The sequence below is a fragment of the Streptomyces sp. NPDC060209 genome (assembly GCF_042728155.1).
In the GTDB taxonomy this organism is placed as follows: Bacteria; Actinomycetota; Actinomycetes; order Streptomycetales; family Streptomycetaceae; genus Streptomyces.
This window is the reverse complement of the sequence record NZ_JBHWZS010000253.1, coordinates 1-12,388: the sequence shown is the minus strand read 5'-3', so window position 1 is coordinate 12,388 and position 12,388 is coordinate 1. Positions and strand designations below refer to the sequence as shown.

Sequence of the window (12,388 nt, the reverse complement as noted above, 5' to 3'; positions counted from 1 at the left end):
GGGCCGGAGCCCGTGCACCGGCTCCGGCCCCCTCCGCGACCGCGCGACCCGTGTCAGCCCTCCTGGACCGCCATCTCACCGAGCAACGACCAGTCGTCCTGCGGGACCTTCATGTTGACGATCCTGGGCGTCGCGGCGAGATGGGGAGGCAACGTCTGCTGAGCGGCCTTGAAGTGCGCGGAGCCGACGTGCGCGGCACCGGCCTCGTCGTCGCGGAATGCCTCCACCAGGACGTACTCCGCCGGGTCCTCGATGCTGCGGGACCAGTCGAACCACAGACATCCCGGTTCGGCGCGCGTCGCCCGGGTGAACTCCTCGACCACCTCGGGCCAGCGGTCCGCATGCTCGGGGAGGACACGGAACTTCACGGTGATGAAAATCAAGGGGCCACTTCCTTCGTGATTCGGGGCGGGGACACTGTCACGGAGTAAGGATCGCGCGGCCCCGGATCTTTCCGCTCCCCAGGTCGTCCAGGGCGTCCTGGAAACGGTCCAGCGGGTACTTGGCGGTGTGAAGGCGGACCCGTCCCTGCGCGGCGAGGACCATGAGCTCGCACAGGTCGTTGTAGGAGCCGACGAGGTTGCCGATGAAGTTGATCTCGGCGGAGATGATGTCGATGGTCGGGACGTCGATGTTCTCGCCGTAGCCGACCACGTGGTAGTCGCCCGCCTGGCGCAGCATGCCGACGCCGTCCTTGGTGGAGCCGCCCTCGCCGACGAAGTCGATGACCGCCTCCGCCCCGTGCCCACCGGTCAGTTCGCGCACCCGGTCCACCTGGCCGCCGTCGGCGACGACACCGTGGTCGGCCCCGATGGAGACCGCCAGGTCCACCGCGTCGGGATTGCGGTCGACGACGACGATCTCGGCGGCCGTGACGGCCTTCAGCACCTGCACTCCGATGTGCCCGAGCCCGCCCGCGCCGATCACGACGCACCGGTCGCCGGGCCGCAGCTTCCGGGCCGCCTTGGCCGCGGCGTGGTACGCGGTCAGCCCGGCGTCGGCGAGCGCCGCGACATCGGCCGGTTCGAGGGAGTCGTCGATCCGCACGACACTGCGTGCGGAGGTCTTCAGGTACTCGGCGTAACCACCGGCCGTGTCGATACCGGGGAAGAGGTTGTTCTCGCAGTGCACGTCGTCACCGGCCCGGCACGCCCGGCACAGTCCGCAGGTGATCAGCGGGTGCACGATGACCTTGTCGCCCTCGGAGACATTGGTGACGGCACTGCCGACGGCGTGGACCCAGCCGGCGTTCTCGTGTCCGATCGTGTACGGGAGCGTCACGCCGGACTTCTGCGCCCACTGCCCCTCCAGGATGTGGATGTCGGTGCGGCACACGCCCGCTCCGCCGATCCTGACGATCACGTCGTACGGGCCGGTGATCTCGGGAGCCGGGACCTCGGCCATCCGGAGATTCTGGCCGTAACCCACGACCTGGACTGCTTTCACGAGACGTTCTCCTTCGGTGGAGCACTGAGGTGTACGAGTTCTCCCGCCCGCACGGGCTCTCCCGCCCGCACGGGCCCGTCCGCCGCTACGGGGTCCCCCGCGCGGGGGGACTGGTCGGCCGCGGACTGCGGATACCGGGTGCGGAGCAGACCCCGGCAGAAGTGGGCGTTGCCGTCGATCGACACCCGGACCGCACGCGCGAAGCGCAGCCGGAGAGGGATCTCCCCCTGCGGGTAGCGCACACCGTGGTCGTCGACGAGGACGGGCTCGGACGGCGCCACGCCGAGCCCCAGCGCCGCGCGCCGCCGACGCAGCGCACCGGCGGCCGTCACGTCGGGGAGGTCGCCGAGGACCACGTCGTGGAGGTCCTCCTCGGTGAGGTCCGGATTCTCGCGGAGCAGACAGGCCAGCGCGCGCTCCATCGCCGCGGAGTGCGCCTTGCGGCGGAACGTCAGCCGGAGTTCTTCGAGATCCTTCTCCGCCTCGGCCCCGAACGTCCCGCGGTAGCCCGCGTCCGCGGCCAGGCCGCGGTTGATCAGGTCCGAGTCGTGGTGGTCGTCGAGCAGCACCACGACATCCCGTGTCCAGGGCAGTGCCGTCAGCGCGTCCTTGGAGTCCGAGGCCATCAGATACGCGAAGTTCGGCGAACAGAACGACGTGGGGAGCCTGAGGCGGACGGTGAGCGCGCCGTCGGGGGTCACCGTCACGGAGCGTACGAAGCCGAGGTCGGTGATCGGCTCGTCCAGCTCCGGGTCGAAGACCGTGTCCAGCGCCGCGCGAGCGGCCGCTTCCCGTGAGGCGACGGACATGTCACGCCACCACCGGTCCGGCGACGCCCAGCCCGGCCGGCACCTCGATGCCGTACATGGAGGCCGCGTTCAGTCCGAGGATCTTCTTCTTCTGCGCCGTGGTGATCGGCGCGTACTCGGTCATGTCCTCGGGGATCTGGAAGTCGACGAACCGCTCGATCAGCCAACGGGGCGTCCACAGCGCGTAGTCGCTGGAGAACTGGATGCGGTCCTCGTCCAGCCAGTACAGCAGTTCGCCGATGATCTGCGCGAAGTACCGGGGCCGGCTGTGGATGAAGGGCATCGCGACCGCGAGACCGGCGTGCACATTGGGCTCCTGCGTGGCGATCCAGCAGAAGTCCTCCAGCCGGGGCAGGCCGCAGTGTTCGACGACGAAGTTCATCTCGGGGAACTGCGTGGCCGCCTTGTCGACGTCCGCGACATCGAACGCGTCCCGGTCGAGGGGCCGGATCGTCGGCCCCTTGTGGATGTGGATGTTGTTGATCCCGAGCTCCTGACAGGCCTCGAGATAGCGGTACGTCCACGGGTCGTCGAGCTTGTATCCGCGGCTGTCGCCCTTCCACTCCGCGGTGTACAGCTTCGCGCCCTTGAGCTGGAACCGCTCCGCGTCCCGCCGCAGCTGGTCGAGCCCCTTCTGCTCGTACCGCGGGTCCCAGGAGTGGTTGTACGTCAGCTTGTCGGGGTGCCGCTGAGCGAGCGCGAAGGACTCCTCGGTCTGTCCGAAGCCGTTGCGGTAGAACGCCCCCAGTCGCGCGGGCTGGAAGATGGCGTGGTCGACGTAGCCCTCGGCGAAGAGGTCCTTCATCAGGCGCTCACCGCCGTAGTAGAGGTACTCCTCGTACGGCCACAGCTCCGATTCCGGACTCAGGTTGCGGTGGTAGTCGTAGAAGCAGTCGATGAACTGCTTGCCGTGGATGTTGAGCTGGTTCTCGGGCCGCGCGTCCCAGAGCGCGACGTGCGCGTCCACGATGAAGTAGTTCTCGCCGTCCTTGGAATACATCTCTCTCCTCGGTTCTCGATGAGTGGGGGGTGACCGAGCGGTCGCTCGATGTCCTGCGTCAGGAGAACTGGATGCCGCCGTCGATCATGACGGACTGGCCGGTCATGTAGTCCGAGTCCTTCGAGGCCAGGTAGGAGACGAAGGAGGCCACGTCCTCGGGCTCCTCGACCCGGCCGAGAGCGATCGCCTCCGCGTACTTCTTGATGGCCCGGCCCTTCTGGAGACCCTCCTCCTGGGCCAGCCGCTCGTCGATCAGGTCCCACATGGCGGTCCCGACGATCCCCGGGCAGTACGCGTTGACGGTGATGCCGTGCTGCGCCCACTCCATGGCCGCGGCCTGGGTCAGCCCGCGTACACCCCACTTCGAGGCCGAGTACGTGCCGAGCAGCGCGAACGGGCGGTACGCGACGATCGAGGCGGCACCGATGATCTTGCCGCCGCCGCCCTGGGCGATCATCTGCCGCGCCGCTGCCTGGTAGGAGAGGAAGACGCCACGCAGGTTCACGGCCATGACCTGCTCGAATTCGTCCAGCCCCGTGTCCAGCAGCGGGGTGACCTTGGCGATGCCGGCGTTGGCCACATAGACGTCGACCTTGCCGAAGCGTCCGGCCACCTCTTCCACGAGGGCGTCGGTCTGCTCCTTGCTGCTCACATCGGCGTGCACGGCGAGGGCCCGGCGGCCCGTCTTCTCGATACCGGCCGCGACCTCGGCCAGCTCCTCGCTCATGCCGGGGAGATCGGAGACGGCCACATCGAGTCCGTCCTGGGCCAGCCGCTCCGCGATACTGCGGCCGATGCCCCGGGCCGCGCCGGTGACGATCGCGGTACGGGCTGTGCTGGCGGCGGAAGTCATAGGTGCTCCTGTGCTCGACGGTGAGCGGCCGCACGCTTCGTGCGGTGCTGCCCATCAGCGTGGGGGCGGGGGGTGCCGTCGAGTTTTTCAATGTGGAACACACTCGGCCGGCGCTCTCGTCAGGGCTCGCGGAACGCCCGGCGAAGTCGGGGCGAACCAACCGTTGACAGGTGCAAACGCGTTCGTAATATGGCGGAAACACTGCTCATCGGAGGCGCCATGCTCAGTGACAGCACAGCGCGGGACCGGAACATCGCACGAGCACGCCTGAAGTTCCTCGAAAACGCGGAGCCGCCTGCGACGATCGTGCCCGAGGGCATCCGTAACTCCTGGCAGCGCTCCAAGTACCTGGGCATCGGCACCGACGAGGTCGTCGTCCCCTACCAGCCCGACTACGACCGGCAGAGCCGTCTGGTCCGGGCCGCGGCGCCGGTCCTCGACCGACTGGAGCAGGTGCTCGCGGGTTCGGACGCCTGTGTGATCGTGACGGACCGGAAGGGCTGGGTACGCGATCGCCGGGTCGGGGAGAAGAGGCTGTCGGCGCACCTGGACCGGGTCCATCTGGCCCCGGGCTTCAGCTACGCCGAACAGTTCGTCGGCACGAACGGCATCGGGGTCGCGCTGGAGGAACGCCGGTCCTACGTGGTGCTGGGCACCGAGCATTTCAACGAACGCCTTCAGAACGTCTCCTGCGCAGCCTCTCCCATCCGCAACTCGGTCACCGGGCGGGTCGAGGGAGCCATGAACCTGACCTGCTGGAACGGCCCGGCACGCACCCTCATGGCCGCCCTGGTGCAGGAAGCCGCCGGCGACATCGAGCGCGTCATGTACGAGTTCAGCAGTTCGCACCAGCGCGCCCTGCTGGAGGCGTTCCAGCAGGTGACGCACTACGGTGACCGGCCGGTGCTCTGCCTGGGCCAGGACCTCGTGCTCGCCAACTCCGCGGCCTCGGCGAGACTCACCGGCGACGACCACCGGCTGCTGCACGATGCCGCCGCCGAACTGGGGCATGCGCCGCGCACCCGCAAGCAGGTGCAGCTGACCGGCGGAGAGACCGTCCTGATGCGGTGCCGCCGTATCGACAGCTCCGCCGGCGCTGCCGGGTACCTGCTGGAGCTGGCCTTCGAGGACCGGTCGTCGGACCAGGCCCCCGGTGGCGCGGCCCGCGCCCGCTCCCGCGACGGGCAGGAGGCGGCAAGGCCCTGGCCGCTGCCGGGCCTGGCCGGGACGGACCCCGTGTGGAACACCGTCTCCCGTACGGCTTCGCGCTGTGCCCGCGACCGGACGCCGCTCCTGCTCCACGGCGAGACCGGAACAGGGAAGTCCGCGCTGGCCCGAGCCGCGCACGCGCTCACCGGGGCAGCCTCGGCGCCCGTGGTCGTGGACGCCCTGGAACCCCGCCCCGGTACGCCGGGACCGGGGCCCGGCACCGGACAGGACATCGACGCGGAGACCGATCTGCTACGCGCCCTGCACGCGGCGCCCACCGGCCCGGGGCGGGCCCTGGTGCTGCGGAACGTCGACGCCGTGCCCACCGCCGAGGGGCCCGCCGTGGCCCGGGCGCTGGACGCCGCGGCGGCTCAGGGCACATGGATCGTGGGCACGCTCGACCGGGCGCCGGGCGTGCCGGGCGTGCCGGACGCCCTGCGGTCCTGCTTCGCGGAGGCGGCCGCCGTACCGGCGCTGCGGCACCGTCTCGCGGACCTCCCGGCCCTGGTCGACTGCCTGCTGCGACGCGTCGGCGCGGGTGTGGAGTGCGCACCGGACGTGCTGCCCCCGCTGCGCCGGCACGACTGGCCGGGCAACATCCGCCAGCTGGAATCCGTCCTGCGCAAGGCTGCCGCGGGCCGCCGCACGTTCCGGATCGAGCTCCGTGACCTGCCGCCGTCCCTGCACAGCGCGGGCAGCCGCTCCCTCAGCGCCTGGGAATCGGCCGAGCGCGACACCCTGGTCCAGGCCCTGCTGGAGACGGACGGCAACAAACTGCTGGCCGCACAGCGTCTCGGCATCTCCCGCACGACCATCTACCGCAAGATGAGGGCGTACGGAATCACGCTTCCCGCGCGTCATTGAGGACCGTTCGCCGGGGCGGCGACCGCCCCGGCGCTCCGGCGGGCTGTCAGCAGCCGATGGGAGCGGAGCCGACGGTCACATCGTCGAACCACAGGGTGTCGTCGCCCGTCCCGTAGCTCTCCCAGCCCAGCCGCAGGGCCGTGGGCCGGGGCGGGGTGGTGCGGGCGAGCCATTGCTGGTCGACGTCCTGCGTGGGGACACCGTCGGCGTGCAGGCCCGGAATCAGCTCGTCGCCGAGCCAGGTGTCGAGACCGGGGGCCGTCGTATCGATCGCGAACCGCAGGCACTGCCAGCTTTCCGTCGGCAGCGGCCTGCTCAGCGCCACACCGGCCGGGCTCTGCGCCGGCAGCGTGGCGTCGTCGCTCTCCCGGTTCCACTGCAGGGCGCCGTTCTGGCCCCCGACGCGCAGGCTCCGACCGGCCTGGGAGGTGTCCGGCAGGGAGACGAAAGTGACGTGGGCGGAGGGGAGCGCGGTGGTGTGCCTCACCCACATGCGTACGTACATCACCGGACCGACCGAGGACAGGTCAGCGGTGGAGGCGACGAAGGCGTGGTTGCAGTAACCGGCCCGTCCGTCGACCCGCAGTGATCTGCTGCCGCTGTGCGCGACCTCGGTGTCGACAGCAGCCGTACCGGTGCCCTGGCAGTCGGGTGCGGTGAACTGCCAGGCGCCCGACGGAGCGGGGCCGGTCTGGTCCTCGAAATCGGAACAGATCACCGCGCTGCCGCAGTCCGTGGCGGGCGGTGGAGTCGTGGGTGGCGGGGTCGTGGGGGGTGTGGTCGGCGGCGGGGTGCCGTCAGGGCCGCAGGGCGTGCCGTTGAGGGCGAAGTCGCTCGGTGCGGGGTCGGCCGACTGCCAGGTTCCCTGAAGGCCGAAGTCGGCGGTGCCCCCTGTGGCCAGTGTGCCGTTCCAGTTCGCAGGTACGGCGACGACGGAGCCGCCGGTCTGGGTGGCGGTCGCGTTCCACGCCGATGTCACCCGTTGGTCGCCGGTGTAGGTCCATGTCAGGCGCCAGCCGTCGATCGCCGGGCCGAGATTGGTGATCCTGATCCGGGCGGTGTAGCCGTCGGTCCACTTGTTCACCGTGTAGTCGACGCGGCAGCCGGACTCCGAGCCGCTCGCGGACACCGCCGTGAAGCCGGACGCCAGGAGCACGACGGCCGTGAGGACCGCCGTCCACGGCCGACGGAGTAATCGCGGGAGAAGGACGCGCACGTGTGCCTCCGAGGTAGGGGGTGAGGGTGTGCGGAAGAGCGACGGGAGCGGTCCCCGTCATCGAGGCGGGGCCCCGGCCCGGCCGGAGCCCCGCCGAAGGTCAGCTGGTGGGGAAGCTGTCGGCAGTACTGATCCGGCTCTTGAGCAGCGCCCCGGACTCGGTCAGCACACCACTGCTGCTGTAGTCGCCGCCGTTGCAGGTGCCGGGCTGGAAGGCCGCGCTGCTCTCGGGAGCGTCGGAATAGGTCCAGTTCGCGTAGCTGATCTTCAGCTGATCGAGCAGGTCCAGCCAGGCCGTGGTGCTCGCCCGGTCCATCGCTCCACCGCCGGTGGCGCTCACGGTGCCGAACTCCGTCACGAACAGCGGAAGTTGCGAGGCCGCCCGGCCCAGCGTGGTGCGGTAGGCGTCCTTGTGGCTCGCTGCGTAGAAGTGGAACGCGTACATGAGGTTGGTGGCATTGACGGGGTTGCTGACGACCTCGCTCTCGTTGGAGCCGTCCGAGACTCCCAGCGAGGACCAGCCTCTGGTTCCGACGATGACGACGGCGTCCGGGTCGGCGGCCCGGATCACCGGGATGACCTGCTCGGCGTAGTTCTTGATGGCCGACCAGCTAACGCCGTTGGGCTCATTGGCGATCTCGTAGATCACGTTCTTCTTGCCGGCGTTGCGGGCGGCGACGGACGCGAAGAACGTCTTCGCGCGGTCCAGATTGAAGTTCGGGTCGCCCGGCGTCAGCGTGTGGAAATCGATCAATGCGTACATACCGCGGGCCTCGGCCATGTCGACGAGGCCGTTCACGCGGCCGGTGAAGCCCGCCGGGTCGGTCTCGTAGCCGTCCTCCTGCACATACATCGCGATTCGCAGCAGGTCCGACTTCCAGTCGTTCGCCAACGCGTCCAGGGACGCGGCGTTGTAGCACTCGCTGAACCACTGGATGCCGTGCGTGCTCATGCCCCGCAGCTGGACGGGGCGGTCGTACTGGTTGCACAGGTTCACACCGCAGACGTGGAGCTGCCCGTTGACGTCCACGGGGGTGCCGTCGACCGGGACGGGCGGGGGCTCTTCGAGGGAGCCCGTGCAGGCGACGCCGTTGAGCGTGAACGCCGTGGGTTTCGGGTTGGCGCCCGTGAAGGAGCCCGTGAATCCCACGTCGGCCGCCGCGCCGGTGGCCAGCGTGCGGTTCCAGTCGACGCCGACGGCGGTGACCGCCGAGCCGGACTGCGACCAGGTGGCGTTCCAGCCCTGGGCGACCTTCTGTCCCGCGTCCGGCATGGCGAACCCGAGCGTCCATCCGGTGACGGGGGCGCCCAGGTTGGTGATCTTCACTCCGGCCTGGAAGCCACCCGTCCACTGACTGGTGACCGTGTATTCGACCCTGCAGCCGGTGGCGGCCGAGGCCGCGGGGCCGAATGCTGCCGTGAGGCCCAGGAGTGTTGCGATGGTCGCCAGTAAGGCGAACAGGCGTTTCATGGTGTTCCTCCTCGTGCGAAGCGGAAACAGCGCCATGGGAGCGCTCCCAAGGCCATCGGCCCGAGACCGTACACCGGTACGCCGATGCGCGTATAGACATTCGACAGGCATTCGACGAAGGTGACCGGTCCCGACGGGGCCGGTCGGCAGGGAGGCGGGGCAATGGGAGTGATCGAGCGACTGTGGGCGGCCGGCGGGTTCCCGGCCCGGGACGGGTTGTACCGACCGGACGACACCGGCCTGGAGGTGCGTGTGGAGGGCCCCGGGGCATACCACCCGGAAGCCGGACAGCCCATCCCCTTCAGTCTCGGAGGGCCGGTCGACGTGGCCGCAGCCGTCGAGGCCGAGGGCTCCACAGAGGCGGATCCCTACTTCGAGAGCCCGCTGCCGGACGGATCGGGCTGGATGTCCGGCGGCGGCAGCGGACTGGGCAACATCGGCTACCTCGCCCGCCTCGACGCCGACCGCTCCCTGGTGTGGGTCCTCGCCCTGTGGTCCTCGAACCCGTTCGTGGGCGTGCGTTACGAGGGAACGCGAGCGGTCTTCGCCAACGACTGGGGGAATCTGCTCCAGGTCGACATGACCGATCCGGCGCTCGCCCGACCGCACCGGTGAGACCGGCCGGGGGCCGGCCGGCGGATCAACGCGACGGAGACCCGTCCGCAGGCCCGGAGGCAGAGCCCCAGGACGACGTGCCGTGGATCGTGTCGGCCGACTGCACGTGGCACCCCATCAGCTCCACCGCCGCCAGTACGGCGCGGCGGGCCTCCGAGCTGTCACCGGGCGGGAACGCCACCCGGAGCTGATGACCGTAGGCGGACTCGTACGTCATGAGCCAGCCGGTGCCGTCGACGGCGAAGTGGTCCTGCCGCCGGCCGTTGTGCTCGTGGCCGCCCCGGTCCGAGGTGGGGGCGAGCGCGTCACGCAGGATCCGCAGGCGCTCGGCGTACGGGCGGGGCCCCTCGTCCAGTTGGACGTAGACGTGGTCGAGCTCGACCGTGGGGTCGAACCAGGGTGCGAGCTCCGGCTCGTGGTGCAGGAGCTCGGAGGCGATGCTGCGGCCCGTCACACCGTCGAGGAACGCGCCGGCCCCGCAGTCGAACCGCTCGTAGTCGTCGTCCCGTGACCAGATCACCACGGGCCAGGACTCGGGAGGCCCTTCGGTCAGCCAGCACACGTGCGCCGAGCTCTCCGTCACCGCCCAGGCGAGCAGCCCGCCGGGCTCCGGGAAGAGGGGGTAGGGGTACTGGGCGGGGAAGTCGTCGCGCAGCGGACCGTAGTCCTCCAGGAGGTCCGCCGCGAGTGGGACCGGGTTGTCGTCACCGAACGGGGTGCACAGGCACAGCGCGCCCCAGAAGTCTCCGCGCCCGTACGTCGCGACCAGTTGCTTGTAGTCCTCCGGCAGCGGGGTGCCGAGCGCCCTCTCCGCCTCCGCCCAGTCGCCGCGCCCGTCCACCGCTGCGGCGGGAGGGGGTACGCGCTCGATCACCCGGGCGACGGAGCTGTGCGGACCGGTCATGTCCCCACCTCGGCGGTTGCTGTACGAGTCATGACTTCTCCACACAGGTCGTCCGGTAGGCGCACGTTCTCTCCTCGGGGAAGCGCCGGCGCATGCAGCATCCCAGAATCCTCGGCCCCATCCGCACCGGCTGAGCTTCCGGCGGACGGGCCCGGGTCGTCTGCGGCGGATCTGCACACGGTGTCCGCAGGTGGCCGAGCGCGCCGTGCGGCTCTACGGGGGCGGACCGGATTCATTACGTCGGCGGCCGACTATGTCCCTTTCGCGGCGGATCAAGGATTCGGCCGACGGAACGTCCGTCGGCCGGAGAAGTGAAGAAGCTGTACCGGTCCATGAAGCAATGTGACCGCGTCGGCCCTTCGATTCCGGAAGGGCATACGTGAAAGTGCTGAAGGGTGGCTTCGAGACGCCCTCGCGTGCTTACATCCCTCACATCGCGGAAGCCGTACGGAATTCGACGCCTCCGGGCGAACGATAAGACCGCTCCGGCGACCGTGACAGCGGCAAGGGTCATTCCCCACTGCGGAGTTGGCCCTGACATTCTGAATTAATGCGAAGGGAATTCACATCATGAGCTCCGCCCCCCAGATACAGACCCAGGAAATCTCCGACGCGGACCTGGACGTCGTGTCCGGTGGCATCTCCGGCGCGGCTGCCATCGAGGCGCCCCTCGGTGGCATCGCGGGTGCGGTAGACGCCGACCTGCTCTCCGGCAGCCTCTCGGGCGCAATCGGCGGCAACCTGCTCGGCATCGCCGGCCTCGGCTCCGCCGCCACGCTCTCGGTCTGATCCGGCGCTGAGCCCGTATGCCCCGACACCTGCCAGGTCGCGGGGCATAGGGGCCGTGGGGCACCATGATCTACCCACATCGGACCTGAAACCACGGACCAGAGGCTTTGAACGTGAGCGACCCGCGCACCGCTCGCCGTCCAGGCGGCCCGGGCAACCGGTGGGAACTCATCTGGAGTCACCGGGACGAGCTTCTGGAGATCGCGCGCAGTCGCTCATCGAGCGCCGAAGAGGCCGAGGACGCCGTTCAGGAAGCCATGATCCGCGCGGTGGAGGACCCTGACGTCGAGTACGGCCGGGTGCGTTCCTGGCTCAGGCTCGCGACCGTACGCGCATGCGCCGACCGGCACCGCCAGGTCGCCCGCGAACGGGAATTGAGCAAGAGCCTTTCCGCCGCTCCGGTCGAGCCCGCCCTGGTCGAGGAAATGGCGTGCGACCGGGCGGAGGCCAGATGGCTGGCCGAGCGCGGCGCGGAGCTGCTGCCCGCCCGGCAGGTACAGGCGCTGCGGCTCCAGGCGAAGGATCTCGACGTCGGACAGGTGGCCCGGACCATGGGGCTGAGCTACCGGGCGACCGAGTCGCTGCTCGCCAGGGCCAGACGGTCATTGCGTAGCGTCCTTGCCGGGAGCCTCGCACTGGCCTCGGCCATGTGGATATGCGTACGCAGATTTCCCCGTACGGACGTCGCCCAGTCAGCGGGGGCGACATCGGCGGCGGTGACGCTCGCCGTGGCGGGAGTGGTTCTGCCTGCCGGGCCCTTCGACCGGCCGGACGGCCGGTCTCAGGGGAGCAGGCCCGAGGCTGCGGTGCCGCGTGCCGCCCAGGCCGCGGAGTTCCCCCTTCCCCGTACGACTCGGGTACATCCCCAAGCGGCATCCCCCGCGCCGGACCCGCATCGCACCGACCGGGCGCGCCAGGGCACCTCGCGGTCCGTTCCGAGGAAGCCGCCGAGGGGCCACGAGCCGCCGGGCACGGTGGCTGTGGAGATATCGGTCGGATCCGGCCGACCGGCGCCGATACGGCCGTCGGTGGCCACGCCCACGTCGATACCGTCGCTGCCGGTGGACGCGTCGGATGTCCGTAGTCCGGAAGCGCCTTCGGTACCGTCCGGCATCAGCACCGCCAGGCTCGGCGTCACGTTCGATCTGCCCTAGGGTCTGTCGTTTGGATCAGGCCGGATCAGCGAGCCCGGCAAGATCCGAACGAGAGGCC

Annotated in this window: 12 protein-coding genes; 4 read left to right on the top strand and 8 right to left on the bottom strand. The window is 69.9% G+C overall.

From position 1 onward, the window contains the following. Positions 1 to 53: 53 nt before the first annotated feature. Genes ACFWFI_RS33150 through ACFWFI_RS33130 form a run of 5 tightly spaced genes read right to left on the bottom strand, consistent with a single transcriptional unit; the run spans position 54 to position 4,108 of the window. A complete protein-coding gene (locus ACFWFI_RS33150; RefSeq protein ID WP_387397535.1) occupies positions 54 to 383 on the bottom strand; it encodes a putative quinol monooxygenase in 330 nt (109 codons plus the stop codon). Positions 384 to 420: 37 nt separating this feature from the next. Continuing rightward, complete coding sequence (locus ACFWFI_RS33145) at positions 421 to 1,446, bottom strand: NAD(P)-dependent alcohol dehydrogenase (RefSeq protein WP_387397532.1); 1,026 nt, start codon at positions 1,444 to 1,446, stop codon at positions 421 to 423. Next, entirely contained in the window at positions 1,443 to 2,255 is an 813-nt protein-coding gene (locus ACFWFI_RS33140) for an iron-sulfur cluster assembly protein (protein WP_387397529.1), read from the bottom strand. Before ACFWFI_RS33140 ends, ACFWFI_RS33145 begins: the two co-directional genes overlap by 4 nt. 1 nt (position 2,256) lies before the next feature. Beyond that, positions 2,257 to 3,255: an amidohydrolase family protein gene (locus ACFWFI_RS33135; RefSeq protein WP_387397526.1), complete on the bottom strand. Its 999-nt coding sequence runs from the start codon at positions 3,253 to 3,255 to the stop codon at positions 2,257 to 2,259. Positions 3,256 to 3,313: 58 nt separating this feature from the next. Continuing rightward, positions 3,314 to 4,108, bottom strand: coding sequence for an acetoin reductase (locus ACFWFI_RS33130; protein WP_387397523.1), 795 nt, complete (start codon positions 4,106 to 4,108; stop codon positions 3,314 to 3,316). 219 nt (positions 4,109 to 4,327) lie between these two features. Here ACFWFI_RS33130 and ACFWFI_RS33125 point away from each other — a divergent pair, with 219 nt between their 5' ends. Beyond that, the gene (locus tag ACFWFI_RS33125) at positions 4,328 to 6,181 is read left to right on the top strand and encodes a sigma-54-dependent Fis family transcriptional regulator (protein ID WP_387397520.1); all 1,854 of its coding nucleotides are present in this window, start codon (positions 4,328 to 4,330) and stop codon (positions 6,179 to 6,181) included. Between the two features lie 46 nt (positions 6,182 to 6,227). Here the strand turns inward: ACFWFI_RS33125 and ACFWFI_RS33120 are convergent, their stop codons facing one another. Together ACFWFI_RS33120 and ACFWFI_RS33115 are read right to left on the bottom strand one after the other, a co-directional pair. Continuing rightward, complete coding sequence (locus tag ACFWFI_RS33120) at positions 6,228 to 7,397, bottom strand: cellulose-binding domain-containing protein (protein ID WP_387397519.1); 1,170 nt, start codon at positions 7,395 to 7,397, stop codon at positions 6,228 to 6,230. 100 nt (positions 7,398 to 7,497) lie between these two features. After that, positions 7,498 to 8,868 carry a cellulase family glycosylhydrolase gene (locus tag ACFWFI_RS33115; RefSeq protein ID WP_387397516.1) on the bottom strand — a complete coding sequence of 457 codons (1,371 nt, stop codon included), beginning with the start codon at positions 8,866 to 8,868 and terminating at the stop codon, positions 7,498 to 7,500. A 162-nt stretch (positions 8,869 to 9,030) separates the two neighbouring features. Here ACFWFI_RS33115 and ACFWFI_RS33110 point away from each other — a divergent pair, with 162 nt between their 5' ends. Then, positions 9,031 to 9,483 (top strand): hypothetical protein, encoded by a 453-nt coding sequence (locus ACFWFI_RS33110; protein ID WP_387397513.1) that lies wholly within the window; start codon positions 9,031 to 9,033, stop codon positions 9,481 to 9,483. Positions 9,484 to 9,508: 25 nt separating this feature from the next. Here the strand turns inward: ACFWFI_RS33110 and ACFWFI_RS33105 are convergent, their stop codons facing one another. Continuing rightward, positions 9,509 to 10,387, bottom strand: coding sequence for an SMI1/KNR4 family protein (locus ACFWFI_RS33105; protein WP_387397510.1), 879 nt, complete (start codon positions 10,385 to 10,387; stop codon positions 9,509 to 9,511). Positions 10,388 to 10,957: 570 nt separating this feature from the next. Between ACFWFI_RS33105 and ACFWFI_RS33100 the strand changes: the two genes are divergently transcribed. Continuing rightward, positions 10,958 to 11,176: a hypothetical protein gene (locus ACFWFI_RS33100; RefSeq protein ID WP_387397507.1), complete on the top strand. Its 219-nt coding sequence runs from the start codon at positions 10,958 to 10,960 to the stop codon at positions 11,174 to 11,176. A gap of 113 nt (positions 11,177 to 11,289) precedes the next feature. Then, complete coding sequence (locus tag ACFWFI_RS33095; protein ID WP_387397504.1) at positions 11,290 to 12,330, top strand: RNA polymerase sigma factor; 1,041 nt, start codon at positions 11,290 to 11,292, stop codon at positions 12,328 to 12,330. The last annotated feature ends 58 nt before the right edge of the window (positions 12,331 to 12,388 follow it).

Excerpts from the sequence above, each read along its gene's own strand:
- ACFWFI_RS33140 (WP_387397529.1), bottom strand. The coding sequence starts at position 2,255 with ATGTCCGTCGCCTCACGGGAAGCGGCCGCTCGCGCGGCGCTGGACACG.
- ACFWFI_RS33135 (WP_387397526.1), bottom strand. The coding sequence starts at position 3,255 with ATGTATTCCAAGGACGGCGAGAACTACTTCATCGTGGACGCGCACGTC.
- ACFWFI_RS33130 (WP_387397523.1), bottom strand. The coding sequence starts at position 4,108 with ATGACTTCCGCCGCCAGCACAGCCCGTACCGCGATCGTCACCGGCGCG.
- ACFWFI_RS33125 (WP_387397520.1), top strand. The coding sequence starts at position 4,328 with ATGCTCAGTGACAGCACAGCGCGGGACCGGAACATCGCACGAGCACGC.
- ACFWFI_RS33115 (WP_387397516.1), bottom strand. The coding sequence starts at position 8,868 with ATGAAACGCCTGTTCGCCTTACTGGCGACCATCGCAACACTCCTGGGC.
- ACFWFI_RS33110 (WP_387397513.1), top strand. The coding sequence starts at position 9,031 with ATGGGAGTGATCGAGCGACTGTGGGCGGCCGGCGGGTTCCCGGCCCGG.
- ACFWFI_RS33105 (WP_387397510.1), bottom strand. The coding sequence starts at position 10,387 with ATGACCGGTCCGCACAGCTCCGTCGCCCGGGTGATCGAGCGCGTACCC.
- ACFWFI_RS33100 (WP_387397507.1), top strand. The coding sequence starts at position 10,958 with ATGAGCTCCGCCCCCCAGATACAGACCCAGGAAATCTCCGACGCGGAC.